The sequence below is a fragment of the Ancylobacter sp. TW_SC_1 genome (assembly GCF_056836805.1).
On the sequence record NZ_CM166365.1, the window covers coordinates 3,546,818 to 3,564,186 of the forward strand.

Genomic DNA, 17,369 nt, shown 5'->3' on the forward strand with positions numbered 1-17,369 from the left:
GTAGCGGAGCGCCCCCTCTTTTTACACCTCGTCGGAAGGCCGCACTCAGTGCGCGGTCGCCTCCGAACGGCGGCTCTTGACGATCCAGCCGAAGGCCACGACGAAGACCGCGCCGACTGCTGCCGCCACGTAGTGCGGAAGCGCCGCCGGCTTCAGACCGACCGGATCCTCGGGATCGCTCACCTTCTCGACCATCTCCGGCGCGAAACCCAGCATGGTCTCCAGCACCACCTTGTCGCTGACCATCATCTCGCCCGCGATCCAGCCGAGCAGCGCGGCGCCGAACCAGATGAGGATCGGGAAGCGCGAGATCAGCTTCAGGATGATCTGCGAGCCGAAGACGATCAGCGGGATGGTGAGCAGCAGGCCGAAGATGAACAGTTCGGCATGGCCGCGCGCGGCGGCGGCGATGGCGACCACATTGTCGAGGCTCATCACCGCGTCGGCGATGGCGATCGTGCGCACGGCCTTCCACAGGCTGTCCGCGCCCTCAACATGATGGCCCTCCCCACCTTCGTCGAGCACAAGCTTGATGGCGATCCAGAACAGCAGCAGCGCGCCGACCACCTTGAGCAGCGGAACGCCGAGCAGGTAGGACACCGCCAGCGCGAACAGGATGCGCAGGCCAACCGCCGCGCCGGCACCCAGCAGGATGCCCCATTTGCGCTGCTTCTCGGGCAGCGAGCGGCAGGCCAGCGCGATGACGACTGCGTTGTCGCCGGAGAGAAGGAGGTCAATCCAGATGATCTGGAGCAACGCTACCCAGAAGACGGGGCTCGAAAAATCCATCGTATCCTCTCTGATCGTCGAAAACTTGATGCATCGGGAAGAAATGTCCAGCCCCGCCTGAGATCATATTGGTATACTTTATTAAGTACACCAAATTGCGACCCGCAGACTGAAAGCGCCCGCGACAGACGACGTCGCGGGCGCCAGCGGAGAGGGAAATCCCGACGGTGTCAGGACCCGTGCGGGCCGGCCGTATGTTCGGTGCTGCGCATGCGCGACAGCGCCCAGCCGGTTGCCAGCACGAGCACCGCACCAGCCGCGGCCGCCGCATATTCGTAATGATGGACGACGGCCTCGCCGAAATATTCGAGGATCTTGATGTCCGACACGAACATCTCGCCGGCCACCCAGCCCAGCAGGCCGGCGCCGGCCCAGACCAGGAAGGGGAAACGCGACAGCAGGCTCATGATGAGCGCCGCACCGGCGATGATCATCGGAATGGAGATCACGAGGCCGATGATGATGAGGGTCCAGTTGCCGTCCGCCACGGCCGCGATGGCGACCACGTTGTCGAGGCTCATCACCAGGTCGGCGACGGCGATGGTGCCGACCGCGCGCCACAGGCTGTCATGCGCCGCGACGCCGCCTTCCTCGCCCTCTTCCGGCAGGACCAGATCGACGGCGATGTACAGCAGCGCCAGCGAGCCGACGATGCGCAGCCAGGGCAGGCCCAGCAACACCGCAATGATGGCGGTGAAGACAATGCGCATGCCGACCGCGACACCTGCGCCGAGGATCATGCCGGTTCGGCGCATGCGATCGGGCAGCGAGCGGCAGGCCATGGCGATGACGACCGCGTTGTCGCCCGACAGCAGTACGTTGATCCAGATGATCTTGAGAAGTGCAAGCCAGAAGAGCGGCTCAAGGTAGCTCATGTCGTCGTTCCCTCACCTTCCCGCCCGGATGCGGGCGGGACTCCAAGTATGTTCTTTCGGCGTTGGCGCGCCGTTTTAAGGTGAGGCAAGAGGAGGTGGCTCCGGCGGGCCCACTCCCGGGCGCTCTTGGCGCGCCATTAACGGCATCCCCGCTGCGGGCCACTTCTCCATGGCCGGACCCCCGCAGCGCCCATGGCAGGAACATACATAATAATCCATGCGGTGGCCAACCCCGAATACCGCATTTTCCTGACTCAACGATGCTGCATGTGCGTAACGAACGCTGCTGCGCAAAAAGCAACGCCCCGTCCGGAGCACCGGACGGGGCGTTATCAATAGCGGAAGGCCGCGGCGAAGACTGTCGGGATCAGCCGACGATCTCGTTACCGGCGAAGAACTGCGCGATTTCGATCTGCGCATTCTCCAGGCTGTCGGAGCCATGCGCCGAATTCTCGCCGACCGAAAGGGCGAACTCCTTGCGGATGGTGCCTTCAGCGGCGTTGGCCGGGTTGGTGGCACCCATCACTTCGCGATACTTGGCGACGGCGTTCTCGCCCTCGAGCACCTGAACGACGATCGGCTCCGAGATCATGAAGTCGACGAGTTCGCCGAAGAACGGACGCTCCTTGTGGACCGCGTAGAAGGTCTCGGCCTGGGCGCGGGTCAGCAGCATGCGCTTCTGCGCCACGATCCGCAGACCCGCCTTCTCGATGGTGGCGTTGATCGCGCCGGTGAGGTTGCGCCGGGTGGCGTCGGGCTTGATGATCGAAAAAGTGCGCTCGAGCGCCATGACGTTATTTCCCTGGGATGTGGGGGCATTGGGTCCGCAGCGGCTTATAGCGGTGCCTCCCAGTCCCGACAAGACGAGCGGAACGGCGTTTTCGACAGCGTTTCGACAGCCGCTCCGTGGGATCGTGCGACATCGAAATCGTCCCGTTGCGGCGGAACTCGGGGCAACCCATCTGTTTTCCAACAGAATGCGGGGACCTTGATCGCCGCGCAGGGATGACAGCAATGAAAAAATGTCTCGCAGCCATGCTCGGCGTGGTGGCCATCTCGATCGGCTTCCTCACCTTGCCCTTCCTGCCGGTGGCAGACGCCACGACCGATCCGCTGCACGGGCCGAAAGGCTACAAGACCTGCTTCATCGAACGCCGCGCACTTCTCACCGAGGGCGCGCCGCGGATGGTGAAGGAGCGGCGTTGCGTATTCGCCGAATAGAGTGCCGATCACGACTTGATGATTGACCCTTGGAACTTTGGCGCCGCTACGCACGTTAAGTGGGTGTTAACGGATTGGGTGAGGCAACCACGTATGAACGAACGCGTATTGTTTCGTTCCGCTGGGTGCGCCACAGATGATGGCGGCGCTGGCAAGCAGGTGGTGTGGCCCGCGTTCCCTTCCGAAGCAGTGAGTGACCTGATGACCGTTTAGAACTCCGGTGGTTCGTCCGCCGGGAGGTGGATGAGGTGCCGACATGTTCAAGGCCATTGCTATCAGCTTGGTTGCCGCGGCTATGGGCTTCACCGCCATTTTCGTCGGTGCCGCCTCTGCTACCGGTTATTTCAAGCGCCAGGTTCCCGTCGCGACGGTCGAGATTCCGGTCGAGCAGATTGCCGGTGACTGCGTCAGCCAGACCCGGTGGATGAGCGATGCCGGCCGGATGGTGCAGGTGGAGCGCGCGGTCTGCTACTGAGCGGCCAAAATCAGGTTCTCACTAGGTATTTCAAGATTAGGCTCGCGGCATCCCCACTCCCCCAAGCCCCGACGCGAGCCCATAGCGCCCCGGTTCCTCCCCCAAGGAGCCGGGGCATTTTTTTGCCCCCTTCGGTCGAAGATGAACAACGGCCAACGACACGTTCAGCCACCGTTGCTCCTGCCTGTGCAGGATGAGTGCATTCCGGAAACGGAAGCGACGGTCGCAGGCTGTCCCGCCGACCCGGCAGGCGCCCGACGCACCAGCCCCGGTCCTGCCTCGCAGGGCCGGGGCTCTTTCATTGGTGTGCGACGCCAGATGCGGACCCCCGTCCCGTCCGGAGCGGTTCGGGCGCCGGAGCCCCTGCTCCGCCGCCCGCAATCTTCGATGCCGCCTCAGTCTTCCAGCAGCTTGGCCTTGAACAGCAGGCCGGCGATCAGGCCGCCGATCGGCGGGATCACCACGAAGAGCCAGAGCTGCTCAAGCGCCTTTCCGCCGACGAACAGCGCCGGGCCGATGCTGCGCGCCGGATTGACCGACACGCCGGTCGCCGGGATGAACACGATGTGGATCAGCACCAGCGTCAGGCCGATGGCCAGACCCGCTACCGGCGTTGTGCCGGCCTTGCTGGTCGCCCCGAGAATCACGATCAGGAACACGAAGGTACCGATAAGCTCGGCGAGGATCGCGGTACTGAGACCGAAGCCGCGGCCGAAACCCTCTCCCCAGCCATTCTGCCCCAGCCCGGAGGTGGTGATGTCGAAGCCGCCAATCTTGCCGGACATGATCAGGTACAGCAGCGCCGCGCCGACAATGCCGCCGATCACCTGCGCGACGATGTAGCCGGCGAGGTCGCCGGTCGACAGGCGGCCCGCCGCCCAGACGCCGACGCTCACGGCTGGGTTGATGTGGCAGCCGGAAATCGGCCCGATGCCATAGGCCATCGCCATCACCGACAGCCCGAAGGCAAAGGCGACGGCGAGAAACCACATGGGCGAAACGTCGGCGAATCCGGTCACGACGACCGAACCGCAACCGAACAGCACGAGAACGGCGGTACCGATGAGCTCGGCAAGATACTTCTTCATGTACCCTAACCCCTGATGAAGGAAGCCCGACGAGGCGCGCCTCGTCGGGCACTACCTCCAGCGCAAGGAGAGAACAGCGCTCACCCACCGTCAAGAGATCGTGATCAGCGCCCCCTCCGCTGCGGAAATGCCGGCGCTGATGGCCTCCATCACGAGACGGAATTGGAAAGCAGGTTGCTGGCATCGCACCATATCGTCCCCAGCTTCGGCCACCGCACGGACACAGACGCCATGACGACCGATTGCCTCAACCTGCGCCGCTATCGAGACTTCGCCGCCTATAATCACTGGGCCAACCGCCGTCTTTACGCGGCGGCGGCGCAACTGAGCGAGGTGCAGTTCCGGGCAGATCGCGGTGCCTTCTTCGGCTCGGTGCACGGCACGCTGAACCACCTGCTGGTCGGAGACCGGCTCTGGATGCGGCGGATCAGCGGCACGGGGGAGGCCCCTGCCGGCCTTGACGCCATCCTGTTCGACACGCTTCCGGACCTCGTCGTCGCCCGTGATTCCGAAGACAAGCGGATCTCCGCCTTTATGGACGACCTCGACACCGAGGCTCTGTCCGCCGAGCTGCACTACGCCAATGTGGCCGGCACGCGCTTCGTCCAGCCGCTCTCGACGGTGCTCGACCATCTCTTCAACCACCAGACCCACCATCGCGGCCAGGTGCACTGCCTGATCAGCGGGATGCTCGGAAACGAGGCGGCGCCTTCTCTGGACCTCATCGGCTTCCAGCGGGAGACCGGCATCGCCCGGTCGGCCTGAAGCGACGGGGCGCTCGCCTGCGGACACGCCCGGCAAAGGCGGAAGCCGGGCGCCGCGCCGCGGGACACCGCATGCATGTCCAGCGCACCCATGTTTGCGGCAACTATGTTTGCAGCCTGCATCTCTCTTGCCGACCAGCCGGCCACGCGGCACAAGACGGGCATGATCGTACTCGAAGACATTTCGCTGCGCGTCGCCGGCCGGCTGCTGATCGACCACGCCTCCGTCGCCCTGCCCGAGGGCGCGCGGATCGGCCTTGTCGGACGCAACGGCACCGGCAAGACCACGCTGTTTCGTGCCATCACCGGCGACATCGCGCTGGAGACCGGCAACATCCGCATTCCGAATGGCGCGCGAATCGGCCAGGTCGCGCAGGAGGCGCCGGCCGGTCCAGAGCGGCTGATCGACGTGGTGCTCGCCGCCGACACCGAGCGCGCCCGCCTGCTGCATGAACGCGAGGGCGCCGCCGATCCCGCGCGCATCGCCGAGATCGAGCTGCGTCTCGTCGACATCGACGCCCATGCCGCACCGGCGCGGGCCGCGCGCATTCTCGCCGGCCTCGGCTTCGACGACGCCGCGCAGCAGCGTCCCTGCTCGGAATTCTCCGGCGGCTGGCGCATGCGCGTCGCGCTCGCCGCCATCCTCTTCGCCGAGCCCGACCTGCTGCTGCTCGACGAACCCACCAACTATCTCGATCTCGAAGGCACGCTGTGGCTGCAGGACTACCTCTCCCACTACCCGCGCACCGTGCTGATCGTCAGCCATGACCGCGAGTTGCTGAACGAATCCGTGTCGTTCATCCTGCACCTCGACCAGGGCAAGCTGACGCTCTGGCGCGGCGGCTATGATTCTTTCGAGCGCCAGCGCGCCGAGAAGCAGTATGTCGACCAGAAGGCGCGGCTGAAGCAGGAAGCCAAGCGCAAGCACATGGAAGCCTTTGTCGAGCGCTTCCGCGCCAAGGCGACCAAGGCCAAGCAGGCGCAGTCGCGACTCAAGGCGCTGGCCCGGATGGCCCCCATCGCGCAGGCGGCAAGCGAGACGGCGGCCGCGATCTCGATCCGCCACCCCGAGCGAATCCCCTCGCCGCCGATCCTCACGCTGGACGGCGTGTCGGCGGGCTACGAGCCCGGCCGCCCGGTGCTGCGCAATCTCACCCTGCGCATCGACCATGACGATCGCATCGCGCTGCTCGGCCCGAACGGCAACGGCAAGTCGACCTTCGCCAAGCTGATATCAGGCCGCCTCGCGCCGCTCGGCGGCGCGGTCGTGCGCGCGGCAGGGCTGGAGATCGCCTATCTCGCCCAGCACCAGCTCGACGAACTCGTCGCGGACGAGACCGTGTACGACCACGTCCGCCGGCTGATGCCGGACGCGCCGGAAGCCAAGGTGCGCTCGCGCGCCGCCGAAATGGGCTTCTCCGGCGCCGCCGCCAACACGACCATCACCGCGCTCTCGGGCGGTGAGAAGGCGCGGCTGCTGCTCGGCCTCGCCGCCTTTCACGGGCCGCACCTGCTCATCCTCGACGAGCCGACCAACCATCTCGACATCGCCGCGCGGCAGGCGCTGATGGAAGCCATCAACGATTTTCCCGGCGCTGTGATCCTGATCAGCCACGACCGATCGCTGCTGGATGCCAGCGCCGAACGGCTGTGGCTGGTGGCCGAAGGTACGGTCAAGCCTTTCGAGGGAGACCTCGACGAGTACCAGAAGCTGGTCGTCGGGCGCGGGGCCTCCTCCCAACGCAAGGAAGCGACGTCGACCCGCGCCGACGAGCGGCGCCAGGCGGCCGACCGACGGGCCGAGACGGCGCCGCTGCGCCGGAAGATCAAGGAACTGGAAGCGGCCATGGCGAAGCTGGAACGCGGCATCGCGGCGCTCGACGAGAAGCTCGCCGACGAGACGCTCTATCTGCGCAACCCCGCCGAGGCGCAGCGTTTCGCGAGAGATCGTACCGAAACCGCCTATGCGCTCGCCAAGGCCGAAGAGGATTGGCTGCACGCGTCCGCCGCACTGGACGAGGCAACGGCCGGCTGACCGGCCGCCGTCGAGCGGCAGTCGATATCCTCCCTGCCCTCCCGACGCCTTACGGGCTCGGCAAGGGAGCAGGATCGGTCATGCGCCCGCATCGCCGGCGCTGTGTCCGGGTCGTTCCAGACCGATAGGGCTCGCCGTGCCGCCGATGGCGCAGCAGAAGCGGATCCGGCTGTGGCGTGCCAACCTTGGGCGTGCCCAACCTTGATCCGGCAGCGTCGGCGCGCCTGCCATGCCCGATTCACCGCATGACCACCGCATGATCACGGCTCGGCCGAGCGTCTCGTCGGGATGACGCCGATGGTCCGGACGCTGGCGCGCGGCAGGGTCGATGGCAGGCCGCGTATCGATTGCGATGCCCGCAAAAGCAAAAAGCCCCGGCACAAGGCCGGGGCTTTCCGTAGAACCGATCTCTGAAGAGATCAGAAGGTGCGCTTGGCGGAGAACACGACGCGGTTCTGCGAGACTTCCTCGGAGAACGTGGCCGGGATCGCCCAATCCGAACCCGAGTACTCGGCGTTCAGGTAGTCGTACTGCAGGACGAGGGTCAGACCCTTGACCGGGATCCAGCCGATGTTGACGCCGACGTTGTAGCCGGTGAAGTCAACCGAGCTGTAGCTGTCGTCGAACACGGTATCGACCTGGAAGTTGTCGGTCGAGGTGTAGCTGCCGACCACGGTCGTGAAGACCGAGGGGGTCCAGTAGTGGATCAGGCTGCCGCCGACGTACCAGCCAGCGACCGCGTCACCGAACGCGTCAACAACCGGGATCGTGCCGGAGAGGCCGAGGTAGCCGGGGGCGCCCTGAGCGTAGGCACCTTCGACGTACAGGGTGGTGGTCTCAGCGAAGTCGAAGCGAACGCCAGCCAGAACCGCCCAGCCGGAGCTGTCGTTGCTGTAGAACGGGGTCGCAACGCCGTCACCGTCAAGCGGGTTCCAGTCGCCGATGTCGTGATACGCGCCGGAGACCTTGAACGCGCCCCACGAACCTTCGTAGGCGATGTTCGCAACGATATCCGGAACCTGCTGACCGCTGAGGAGGACGAAGTTCGCGAACTCGTCGTCACGGGCATAGGCGTCTTCAACGGCGATGGTCGCCGAGAAGCCGTTACCGAAGTCGGCGGTGTACTGGATCACGTTGCCGGTCGTATCCGAGTAGAAGTTACCCGGCTGAATGCCCTGCCAGCCGTCGCCCGCCCAGAAGTCGAACGCCGAGGTGGCGCGACCGAAGGTGAAGCCAGCGAACTGGATGTAGCCGTACTTCAGGTAGACGTCGTTGAGCGACTCGTCGTTGAAGCTGAACTCGCCGGTCTCGATTTCCTGGCCGAAGCCGTAGAACTCGCCCGCCTCGAAGCGGCCTTCGAAGTACGAACGCAGGGTGCCGTATTCGGTCTGCGTGCGGGCATCGAGCTGAACGCCGACGCGGGTGTAGAAGTAGGTCTGCCCGTCCGGATCGTCCTTGATCGTCAGGCTGCCGGCCGGGGTGTTGACCCGGGTGGTGCCTTCAATGTCGGCGAAGTAGGTGTCCGCCGTCACGTAACCACCCACCTTCAGGCAGGTGTCGGTGCCCGGAATGTAGTAGAAGCCCGCGCCGTAGGTGGAGCAGATCTTCACGTATTCCGCAGCCTTCGCCTTCACAGGCAGATCGGCCGCCGCAGCAGTCCCGACCATCGCAAGCCCGGCGACCGAGCCGAGCAGCACATTCTTAATGACCGTCTTCAACTTCATTCTCCCCCAAATTGGACCAATGTTGGGTTTTCGATTGTCAGGACCCGCCGCAAAGCGCGGCATCCACAGTGATATTGTTTGAAACGCCCCGGCGGTGCAAAGCCAAAGTGGCCTCAAAGTGCCCTTCCCGCCCATTCCGCAACGAAGTGTTGCCATCGAGACACAATTTTCACGGGGGCCCCAGATCCGTGCGGGGTCGCGAAGGCAACTGCGGAAAGCCTTGGTAAATCAAGACTTAACGCCGACACTCCGGATCTGGACGGCAACGGGAATGCAACGATTGCGGCGAAGGGCGCCACCGCGCCGCCCCATTCACCGCCGCTGCCAGCGCCCGTCCGCGCCCTGCTGCCAGTAGGCAACCTCGTGCCCGCCGGCCCGCGCCGTCCGCCAGGCCCCACGGGCCTGCTCGATCGCGTCGGAATCGTTGCCGTCGAACAGATGGATGACCCGCGTATAGGCGCCAAGGTCGGGAATCGTCGCGCCGTCGATCAGGAATCGCACCGCGGAGTCGTTCGGGTTCGATTCGTCGGTGGTGAGGAGAATCGGCTGGCGGGCGGGATCGGCCTGGCGATCCGTGCCGTGCGGCAGGAAGGACGCCTCGTCATACGTCCACAGAAGCTGATCGAGCACCTCGACCCGTTCCGGGGAGGTCGACTGCACGGCGCAGCGCCAGCCGCGCTCGAGGCATTTCTCCAGAAGCAGCGGCAGGGCCGCTTCGAGCGGCCGGCTCTGCAGATGATAGAAGAACACTTCCGTCATGAAGCGGCTCCCCTCACATGCGGCCGGCCGTCCCGTGCACGTCGAACGCTACGATTCGTAGTGGCTGGCGACAAGATCGTCGAGCAGGCGCACGCCCCAGCCCGCACCCCAGCTCTTGTTGAACTCGGTCGCCGGCGAGGACATGCCGGTGCCGGCGATGTCGAGATGCGCCCACGGCACGTCGCCGACGAAGCGCTGGATGAACTGCGCGGCGGTGATCGAGCCGCCGAAGCGCCCGCCGGTGTTCTTCATGTCGGCGAACTTCGAATCGATGAGCTTGTCGTATTCCGCCGAGAGCGGCAGGCGCCACACCTTCTCGCCCGTCGTCAGCCCCGATTCGGTCAGCCGCTCGGCCAGCGTGTCATTGTTGGAGAACAGGCCGGCATGCTCGGTGCCGAGCGCGACGATGATCGCGCCGGTGAGCGTGGCAAGGTCGACCATGAACTGCGGCTTGAAGCGCTCCTTGGCGTACCAGAGCACATCGCCGAGCACGAGGCGGCCTTCGGCGTCGGTGTTGATGATCTCGATCGTCTGCCCCGACATGGAGGTGACGATGTCGCCGGGGCGCTGCGCCTTGCCATCGGGCATGTTCTCGACGAGGCCGATCAGGCCCACCACGTTCACCTTGGCCTTGCGGCTCGCCAGCGCGTGCATGAGGCCGACGACGCAGGCCGCTCCCGCCATGTCGCCCTTCATGTCCTCCATGCCGGCGGCCTGCTTGATCGAGATACCGCCGGTATCGAACACCACGCCCTTGCCGACGAAGGCGACCGGCGCCTCGCCGGACTTGCCGCCGTTCCAGCGCATCACCACGACGCGGCTTTCCTGATCGGAGCCCTGGCCGACGCCGAGCAGCGCGCCCATGCCGAGCTTCTTGAGGTCCTTCTCGCCGAGCACCTCGACGTCGACGCCGACCTTGGCGAGGTCGCCGGCACGCTTGGCGAACTCGGTGGGGGTGAGCACATTGGCGGGCTCGTTCACCAGATCGCGGGCGATCACGATGCCCTCGCCGGCGCCCTCGCGCTTCTTCCAGGCGCGCTTGGCCGCTGCGTCGTCCTCTATATAAAGAGTGACCTTGGGCTTCGGCGTCGCCTCGTCCGCCTTCTTCTTGGTCTTGTAGCGGTCGAAGCCATAGGCGCGCAGCCGCAGGCCAAGCGCAACCTCCGCAGCCGCCTCGGCCGGCACCTCGCCGCCCGGAAGCGCCAGCACGATGCCGACATCCTTGGCCGAGGCCGGGAGCCTGCCCATGATGGCGCCGCCGATCTTCAGCCAGTCGAACGGCTTCAGCGCCGACACCTTGCCGACGCCCACGACGATGAGGCGCGACACGTCCAGCCCGGCCGGCGCGACGATCTCAAGCGCCTTGCCGGACTTGCCGGTGAAACGGTCGGCCTGCGCGGCGCGCGACAGGAGCGTGCCGGACGGGGCGAGCAACGCCTCCACCGACGGGGCGAAGACGGGCTCGTCGCCCTCGGCCGGCTCGGCCGCGAGGAGCACGACAATCCCCTCAAGAGCCGTCGGAGACTTGGCAAAACTGATTTTCACATTATCCGGCATATTGCACCTTGTGGGGTCTTAGCACTCGTTCCCTTCTCTTTAGCCGAATGCGCGGCGTGCGACGAGACTCAAACCGGTCACGGCGTTAACGCACCAACGCCCGATTTGCGCCGGATCGCGCAGCCAATTATTCATCGCGGGTGAGAACGGTCTCGCCGGGGCGGCGGGCGTTTCGCAGACAGGACCAAGGTACGCCGCTCGATGAACCGCCTAGACCGTTACGTGTTCCGCTCGGCCGCGACAGCCTTCTTCGGAACGCTCGTCGTGCTGACCGCCATGATCTGGGTCACGCAGGCCCTGCGTGAACTCGACATCATGACGACGCAGGGCCAGACAATCCTTGCCTTCGTCTTCATCACCAGCCTCGCCCTGCCCGCGCTCATCCTCGGCCTGGCGCCGGCCGCGCTGTTCATGGCGGTGGCTCATACGCTGTTCCGCCTGAACAGCGATTCCGAAATCGTGGTGGCGAGCGCCGCGGGCATCTCGACCTGGCGCTTTCTGCGCCCGCTGGTGATTCTCGCACTGATCGTGGCCGCATGCTGCGCGGCGCTGTCGCTTGAACTGGTGCCGGCCGCGATGCGCCAGTTCCGCTTCGAGATCTCGCGGGTGCGCGCGGATGTCGTCGCCTTCATCGCCCAGCCCGGCCGCTTCACCAATCTCGCGCAGGGGATGGTGTTCAACGTGCGGGAGCGCAACGCCAGCGGCGTGTTGGGGGGCATCTTCATCAACGACGCCCGCAATCCCAACCAGGTGAACACCTATCTCGCCGAGCGCGGGCAGGTGCTCGATACGCCCGACGGCACCTTCCTCGTCCTCGAGGACGGCGCCATCCATCGGCGCACACCCGGCAAGCCGGACAGCAACGTCGTCGAGTTCCAGCGCTACGCCTTCGACCTGTCGCCCTTCACCTCCAATGGCGAAGCCACGGTCTATCGCGCGCCCGAGCGCTCCTTCCGCGAACTGCTGAACCCCGATCCGAAGGATTACGTCTACCTCGTCGAGGCGGGGCGCTTCACCGAGGAGATTCACCGCCGCCTGTCGCTACCGCTCTACGTGCTGGCATTCTTCGGCATCGCCTGCGCCTCGCTCGCCGAACCGCGTACCACCCGCGAGGGACGCGGACTGGCGCTGGCGGCAACGGCACCGTTCATCATCACGCTGCAGGTGACCAGCTTCGGCCTGATCAACCAAGTCCGGCACGATCCCAGCCTCGTCCCTGTGGTCTATATCGTGCCCATCGTGTTCATCATCGGCTCCATGCTCTCACTCAGCGGCCGCTTCAAGCCGCGCATGCCCGAGGCGATTCGCCAGCGGATCGACCGCCTGGCGCAGCGCGTCGTGCGTGCCACGGTGAACTGAGCCACCAATGGGAGGAAATGTGCGGGCCACCCAAAGCGACAGCGGAGCGGCGACGTGATCGGCAGGACGCTCGGAATCTATTTCGGCCGCCGGTTTCTCAGCTCGGTGCTCGGCATCTTCGTCGGGTGCGCCGGGCTGATCATGCTCATCGACCTGCTGGAACTGTCGCGGCGCGTCGGCGAGCGCGACGTCGACTTCTCCACACTGATGTTGCTGGTCCTCTACCGCATGCCGTTCTTCACCGAGCAGCTTCTGCCCTTCGCGGTGCTGTTCGGGGCCATCGGCACGTTCCTGACCCTGTCGCGTCGGCTCGAATTGGTCGTCGCCCGCGCCGCCGGCATCTCGGCGTGGCAGTTCATCGCACCCGCCTGCCTGCTGGCGGTCGCGCTCGGGCTGTTTTCCACAACCGTTTACAATCCCGTCTCGGCCGACTTCAAGGACCGCGCCAGCCGGCTGGAAGCCGACATCTTCAATCGCCAGACCGGCCTGTTCGCCAGCACCACCGGCGGTTTCTGGATGCGCCAGCAGAGTGTCGACGGACAGGCGATTCTTCAGGCCGCGGCAACCGGTGATGGCGGGCGCCAACTCAACGGCGTCAACGTCTTTCTGTTCGACGAGCACGACAAGCTCCTCGAACGCATCGAGGCACGCCACGCCATCCTGGAATCAGGCGTCTGGCGGCTGGAGAATGCGCGCGTCTTAACTCCTGGAATAGGGTTGCAGGAGTACGATACGTACATGCTCGCGACGAATCTCACTCCGAATCAGGTCCAGGAATCGCTGCAAAGCGAGAGCGTTCCGTTCTGGAAACTGCCGGCCGCCATCGACGCCGCGACCCGCGTCGGCTTCGGTGCCGAACGCTATCGGCTGCAGTACCAGAGCCTGCTGGCCCGCCCCATGCTGCTGCTGGCGATGGTGCTCATCGCCGCCTCCGTCAGCCTGCGCGTCTTCCGCTTCGGCGGCATCGGCCAGACGATTCTCAGTGGCGTCGCCGCCGGCTTTCTGCTTTATGTTTCTACCAAGCTCGCCGAGGATCTCGGGGAGGCCGGGATTGTGCATCCCATTATTGCAGCGTGGTTTCCAGCGGTCGTTGGAGCATTGATGGGGGTTCTCATCCTGCTTCACCGGGAGGACGGATGAAGGTCGGCAGCGTGATAGCCGGCCAGGTGGATACGGCAGCCCAGCGACGCGTACGTCGGCTGGACAGTCCCACCTGTTGGCTGCTCTTCGCGGTAACATCCGCCACGCTGGTCGCGTTTGCCCCGGCGCAGCGGGCGTATGCGCAAAATCCCGCCGGACCGCCTGCCCTCGCGGCCGGTCTCATGGGCAATCGCCAGTCAGATCCCAATGCGAAGATGCTCGTGACCGCCGATGAGCTGGTCTACGACAACACGCGCAACGAGGTGATCGCCGAAGGCAACGTTCAGATCTATTACGACGGCGCCGTCCTCGAGGCGAAGCGCGTCGTGTACGATCGAAACGGCAACCGCCTGCGTGCGGAAGGCGGCGTGCGCCTGAAGGACAAGGACGGCACCATCATTGCCGCCGACAACCTCGATATGTCGCAGGACTTCACCGACGGTTTCGTGAACTCGCTGCGCATCGACACCCCCGACAGCATGCACTTCGTCGCCGCGCGCGCCGACCGTTCGGGCGGCGACACGACGGTGCTGAGCAGCGGCGCCTACACGCCGTGCGAACCCTGTAAGGAAAACCCGCAAAAGCCGCCGCTCTGGCAGGTGAAGGCGGCCAAGATCATCCATAAAGAAAAGGAACAGATGATCTATTTCGAGGATGCCCGGCTTGAGTTCCTGGGCGTCCCGATCGCGTGGGTTCCTTATCTCGAAGCGCCCGACCCGACCGTCAAGCGCAAGTCCGGCTTCCTGATCCCGCAGTTCATCAACAACTCCGAGATCGGATACGGCGCCACGGTTCCCTATTTCTGGAACATCGCGCCCAACATGGACGTGACGTTCTCCCCGCTCATCGTGTCCAAGCAGGGCGTGATGCTCGATGGCGAGTTCCGCCACCGGCTGGAGACGGGCAGCTACAGCATCCGCGCCGCCGGCATCGAGCAGCAAGACAAGGACGAGTTCCTCGGCCAGCCCGGCTATCGCGACCAGCGCGGCGTGGTCGAGACGCACGGCCGGTTCAACATCAACAAGAACTGGTATTGGGGTTGGGACGGCTGGCTGATGTCAGACGAGACCTTCCTGCAGGACTACAATCTCATCAACACGTCGACGCGCGAAGTCACCTCCCAGCTCTATCTGGTGGGCCAGGGCGACCGCTCCTATTTCGACGTCCGCGCGATGTATTTCACCGGCCTGACGTCCTATGACGTCCAGGACCAGCAGCCGATCGTCCATCCGGTGCTGGACTACAGCAAGACGCTCGGCGAATCGGTCTTCGGCGGCCAGTTCAGCTATGACTTCAACCTGACCAGCCTGACCCGCAACCAGATCGACCTGCGCGCCACCTCGGCCGCCTTCGCGCCGACCAATCCGACCCTTTACGACGGCCCGACCAACCAGTGCGATCTCGCCAAGGTCGACGCCGCCGGCGTGGATGTGCACGACGCCTGCCTGATGCGCGGCATGGTCGGCAGCTACACCCGCCTGTCGGGCGTGGTCGACTGGCGCCGCACCTTCATCGATACGGCAGGCCAGACCTGGACGCCGTTCTTCAACATGCAGCTCGACGTGGCCTCGGTGCAGGCTCAGACCGAAGATCAGCCGTGGCTCGGGACCGGCGGCGACGAGCAGCTCGTCCGCGCCATGCCGGCCGTCGGCCTCGAATACCGCTATCCCTTCATCGCGGTGCAGAGCTGGGGTACCCAGACGATCGAGCCGATCGCCCAGGTCATCATCCGGCCCGACGAGACCGACATCGGCCAGTTCCCGAACGAGGACGCGCAGAGCCTGATCTTCGACGACACCAACCTGTTCGAGGTCAGCAAGTACTCCGGCTATGACCGCGTCGAAGGCGGCGGGCGTGCCAATGTCGGCATCCAGTACACCGCCAACTTCAACGATGGCGGCCAGATCAACGCGCTGTTCGGCCAGTCCTACCAGCTCTTCGGCAAGAACTCCTATGCCTATGAGGACATGGCCAATACGGGTGCCGAATCCGGCCTCGAGGACGATGTCTCCGATTACGTCGCGCGCCTGTATTACCAGCCGACCAAGGACTTCTCGCTGATCAATCGCTTCCGCTTCGATCACGACGACTGGACGGTCCAGCGCTACGAGGTCGAGGGACGCGCGACCATCAACAAGCGCCTGACGGTTTCCGCGCTGTACGGCCTGTACACGGCACAGCCGGAGCTCGGCTATTACGAGGAACGCGAAGGCATCCTCGGCACGGGCACGCTCAAGCTGAACGAGAACTGGAACCTGCGGGCGGCCGCGCGCTACAATCTCAACCTCGACGAGATCGACTACACGCTGTTCGGCATTTCCTATATCGACGAGTGCTTCGGGCTCGCCCTCAGCTACCGCTCGGACTACACGGAAAGCGGCAATCGCGAGCGGGTCGACACGGTTCTGGTGACGATCACCCTGAAGACGCTCGGCGAGGCGGGCTTCTCGTCGGAAATCGGATCGGGCTTCGGATCGGGCAGCGATTAGCCGGTAGCGTCGTATTGACGCCACATCCGCCGATCAGAAAGACGACGATTTCGCACCCCTCCGATCCGAGGGTTGCCGCGCCTCCGGCGCCGAAGGGGAGAGTGGAACGGAAATGCTCGGACGGGCTTGGATACGGGATGGCTGGCGTGCCGGTCGTCGTCTGGTCGCCGCGCCGGTCGCCCGGGTACTGATTGTCGGCTGCGCCGTTGTCGGCGCCATCAGCGTCCTGCCCGGTACCGCCAGCGCTCAGCAGATTCTGGTCATGGTGCAGGGGCAACCTATCACCACCTTCGATGCCTCTCAGCGCATCAAGCTTGCCCAGCTCACCGAGCGCCGCACGCTGACCCAGAAGCAGGCGCTGGAAGAACTGATCGACGAAAGGCTCAAGATCGTCACCGCCGAGCGGTTCGGCATCACGGCCGACAAGGACGAGATCGAGAAGATGTTCGCCCGCATGGGCACCCGCTCTGGCCGCACGCCGGAGCAACTGACGCAGGCGCTCTCCCAGTCCGGCCTCGATGCCCGCATGCTCAAGACCAAGATGCGCGCCGACTACGTCTGGAACAACTACGTCCGCGGTCGCTACTCCTCGGCCGCGACGGTACGTGACTCCGACGTCTTCGCCGCGCTCTCGACCAAGGGCGAGGATCTCACCCGCGCCCAACGCACCACCGAATATACCATCCGCCAGATCGTCCTGGTGATCGGGCGCACCGCCGATGCGGGCCAGCGCTCCCAGCGCATGGCGGAGGCCAACAGCCTGCGCAAGGCGTTTGCCGACTGCGAGACCGGCGTCGACACCGCCCGCGCCATGCGCGAGACCGTGGTGCGCGACCCGGTCATCCGCACCTCGGCCGACATGAGCGCCCAGGTGCGCAAGTTGATGGACGAAACCCCGGTCGGTCATATGACGCCGCCCGAAGTCACCCGCGTCGGCATCGAGATGGTCGCCATCTGCGCCCGCCGCGAGGTGGTCGGCGAGAGCGCCCAGAAGCGCGAAGTGCGCAACGAGCTGGAGACCAAGCAGTTCGACGCGATCTCCAAGCGCCTGCTGGCGGACGCCCGCAAGACCGCCATGATCCAGTATCGCTGAC

General features: G+C 65.2%; 15 protein-coding genes. 8 read left to right on the forward strand and 7 right to left on the reverse strand.

What is annotated here, in order from left to right:
• Window positions 1-45: 45 nt before the first annotated feature.
• From AC1PZ7_RS16630 to ndk, 3 genes are all read right to left on the reverse strand, one after another.
• Window positions 46-789 carry a TerC family protein gene (locus AC1PZ7_RS16630; protein ID WP_482356314.1) on the reverse strand — a complete coding sequence of 248 codons (744 nt, stop codon included), beginning with the start codon at window positions 787-789 and terminating at the stop codon, window positions 46-48.
• 170 nt (window positions 790-959) lie between these two features.
• Window positions 960-1,664, reverse strand: coding sequence for a TerC family protein (locus AC1PZ7_RS16635; RefSeq protein WP_482356315.1), 705 nt, complete (start codon window positions 1,662-1,664; stop codon window positions 960-962).
• Window positions 1,665-2,031: 367 nt separating this feature from the next.
• A complete protein-coding gene (gene ndk / locus AC1PZ7_RS16640; RefSeq protein ID WP_482356316.1) occupies window positions 2,032-2,454 on the reverse strand; it encodes a nucleoside-diphosphate kinase in 423 nt (140 codons plus the stop codon).
• Window positions 2,455-2,678: 224 nt separating this feature from the next.
• Between ndk and AC1PZ7_RS16645 the strand changes: the two genes are divergently transcribed.
• Both AC1PZ7_RS16645 and AC1PZ7_RS16650 read left to right on the forward strand, forming a co-directional pair.
• Complete coding sequence (locus AC1PZ7_RS16645) at window positions 2,679-2,885, forward strand: hypothetical protein (protein ID WP_482356317.1); 207 nt, start codon at window positions 2,679-2,681, stop codon at window positions 2,883-2,885.
• Window positions 2,886-3,141: 256 nt separating this feature from the next.
• Window positions 3,142-3,360, forward strand: a complete 219-nt coding sequence (locus AC1PZ7_RS16650; protein WP_482356318.1) for a hypothetical protein — start codon at window positions 3,142-3,144, stop codon at window positions 3,358-3,360.
• Window positions 3,361-3,755: 395 nt separating this feature from the next.
• Here the strand turns inward: AC1PZ7_RS16650 and aqpZ are convergent, their stop codons facing one another.
• Complete coding sequence (gene aqpZ, locus AC1PZ7_RS16655) at window positions 3,756-4,448, reverse strand: aquaporin Z (protein ID WP_482356319.1); 693 nt, start codon at window positions 4,446-4,448, stop codon at window positions 3,756-3,758.
• 231 nt (window positions 4,449-4,679) lie between these two features.
• Here aqpZ and AC1PZ7_RS16660 point away from each other — a divergent pair, with 231 nt between their 5' ends.
• Both AC1PZ7_RS16660 and AC1PZ7_RS16665 read left to right on the forward strand, forming a co-directional pair.
• Window positions 4,680-5,213, forward strand: a complete 534-nt coding sequence (locus AC1PZ7_RS16660; RefSeq protein ID WP_482356320.1) for a DinB family protein — start codon at window positions 4,680-4,682, stop codon at window positions 5,211-5,213.
• Window positions 5,214-5,375: 162 nt separating this feature from the next.
• The gene (locus AC1PZ7_RS16665; RefSeq protein ID WP_482356321.1) at window positions 5,376-7,247 is read left to right on the forward strand and encodes an ABC-F family ATP-binding cassette domain-containing protein; all 1,872 of its coding nucleotides are present in this window, start codon (window positions 5,376-5,378) and stop codon (window positions 7,245-7,247) included.
• Between the two features lie 419 nt (window positions 7,248-7,666).
• Here the strand turns inward: AC1PZ7_RS16665 and AC1PZ7_RS16670 are convergent, their stop codons facing one another.
• From AC1PZ7_RS16670 to AC1PZ7_RS16680, 3 genes are all read right to left on the reverse strand, one after another.
• The gene (locus AC1PZ7_RS16670; RefSeq protein ID WP_482356322.1) at window positions 7,667-8,971 is read right to left on the reverse strand and encodes a porin; all 1,305 of its coding nucleotides are present in this window, start codon (window positions 8,969-8,971) and stop codon (window positions 7,667-7,669) included.
• A 312-nt stretch (window positions 8,972-9,283) separates the two neighbouring features.
• The gene (locus AC1PZ7_RS16675) at window positions 9,284-9,730 is read right to left on the reverse strand and encodes a DNA polymerase III subunit chi (RefSeq protein WP_482356323.1); all 447 of its coding nucleotides are present in this window, start codon (window positions 9,728-9,730) and stop codon (window positions 9,284-9,286) included.
• Window positions 9,731-9,778: 48 nt separating this feature from the next.
• Window positions 9,779-11,287 carry a leucyl aminopeptidase gene (locus AC1PZ7_RS16680; RefSeq protein ID WP_482356324.1) on the reverse strand — a complete coding sequence of 503 codons (1,509 nt, stop codon included), beginning with the start codon at window positions 11,285-11,287 and terminating at the stop codon, window positions 9,779-9,781.
• A gap of 201 nt (window positions 11,288-11,488) precedes the next feature.
• Between AC1PZ7_RS16680 and lptF the strand changes: the two genes are divergently transcribed.
• The 4 genes from lptF (at window position 11,489) to AC1PZ7_RS16700 (ending at window position 17,368) form a co-directional block, all read left to right on the forward strand.
• Window positions 11,489-12,646, forward strand: coding sequence for an LPS export ABC transporter permease LptF (gene lptF / locus AC1PZ7_RS16685; protein ID WP_482356325.1), 1,158 nt, complete (start codon window positions 11,489-11,491; stop codon window positions 12,644-12,646).
• A gap of 54 nt (window positions 12,647-12,700) precedes the next feature.
• Window positions 12,701-13,786: an LPS export ABC transporter permease LptG gene (lptG, locus tag AC1PZ7_RS16690; protein WP_482356326.1), complete on the forward strand. Its 1,086-nt coding sequence runs from the start codon at window positions 12,701-12,703 to the stop codon at window positions 13,784-13,786.
• Window positions 13,783-16,275: an LPS-assembly protein LptD gene (locus AC1PZ7_RS16695; protein ID WP_482356327.1), complete on the forward strand. Its 2,493-nt coding sequence runs from the start codon at window positions 13,783-13,785 to the stop codon at window positions 16,273-16,275. Before lptG ends, AC1PZ7_RS16695 begins: the two co-directional genes overlap by 4 nt.
• Before the next feature lie 112 nt (window positions 16,276-16,387).
• On the forward strand, window positions 16,388-17,368 hold the full coding sequence (locus AC1PZ7_RS16700) for a SurA N-terminal domain-containing protein (protein ID WP_482356328.1): 981 nt from the start codon (window positions 16,388-16,390) through the stop codon (window positions 17,366-17,368).
• Window position 17,369 lies beyond the last annotated feature (1 nt).

What these genes read in the sequence shown, in the direction of transcription:
- AC1PZ7_RS16670 (WP_482356322.1), bottom strand. Translation starts at nt 8,971, where the DNA reads ATGAAGTTGAAGACGGTCATTAAGAATGTGCTGCTCGGCTCGGTCGCC.
- aqpZ (WP_482356319.1), bottom strand. Translation starts at nt 4,448, where the DNA reads ATGAAGAAGTATCTTGCCGAGCTCATCGGTACCGCCGTTCTCGTGCTG.
- AC1PZ7_RS16675 (WP_482356323.1), bottom strand. Translation starts at nt 9,730, where the DNA reads ATGACGGAAGTGTTCTTCTATCATCTGCAGAGCCGGCCGCTCGAAGCG.
- AC1PZ7_RS16630 (WP_482356314.1), bottom strand. Translation starts at nt 789, where the DNA reads ATGGATTTTTCGAGCCCCGTCTTCTGGGTAGCGTTGCTCCAGATCATC.
- AC1PZ7_RS16700 (WP_482356328.1), top strand. Translation starts at nt 16,388, where the DNA reads ATGCTCGGACGGGCTTGGATACGGGATGGCTGGCGTGCCGGTCGTCGT.
- lptF (WP_482356325.1), top strand. Translation starts at nt 11,489, where the DNA reads ATGAACCGCCTAGACCGTTACGTGTTCCGCTCGGCCGCGACAGCCTTC.
- AC1PZ7_RS16660 (WP_482356320.1), top strand. Translation starts at nt 4,680, where the DNA reads ATGACGACCGATTGCCTCAACCTGCGCCGCTATCGAGACTTCGCCGCC.
- AC1PZ7_RS16695 (WP_482356327.1), top strand. Translation starts at nt 13,783, where the DNA reads ATGAAGGTCGGCAGCGTGATAGCCGGCCAGGTGGATACGGCAGCCCAG.
- ndk (WP_482356316.1), bottom strand. Translation starts at nt 2,454, where the DNA reads ATGGCGCTCGAGCGCACTTTTTCGATCATCAAGCCCGACGCCACCCGG.
- AC1PZ7_RS16650 (WP_482356318.1), top strand. Translation starts at nt 3,142, where the DNA reads ATGTTCAAGGCCATTGCTATCAGCTTGGTTGCCGCGGCTATGGGCTTC.
- AC1PZ7_RS16665 (WP_482356321.1), top strand. Translation starts at nt 5,376, where the DNA reads ATGATCGTACTCGAAGACATTTCGCTGCGCGTCGCCGGCCGGCTGCTG.
- AC1PZ7_RS16635 (WP_482356315.1), bottom strand. Translation starts at nt 1,664, where the DNA reads ATGAGCTACCTTGAGCCGCTCTTCTGGCTTGCACTTCTCAAGATCATC.
- AC1PZ7_RS16645 (WP_482356317.1), top strand. Translation starts at nt 2,679, where the DNA reads ATGAAAAAATGTCTCGCAGCCATGCTCGGCGTGGTGGCCATCTCGATC.
- AC1PZ7_RS16680 (WP_482356324.1), bottom strand. Translation starts at nt 11,287, where the DNA reads ATGCCGGATAATGTGAAAATCAGTTTTGCCAAGTCTCCGACGGCTCTT.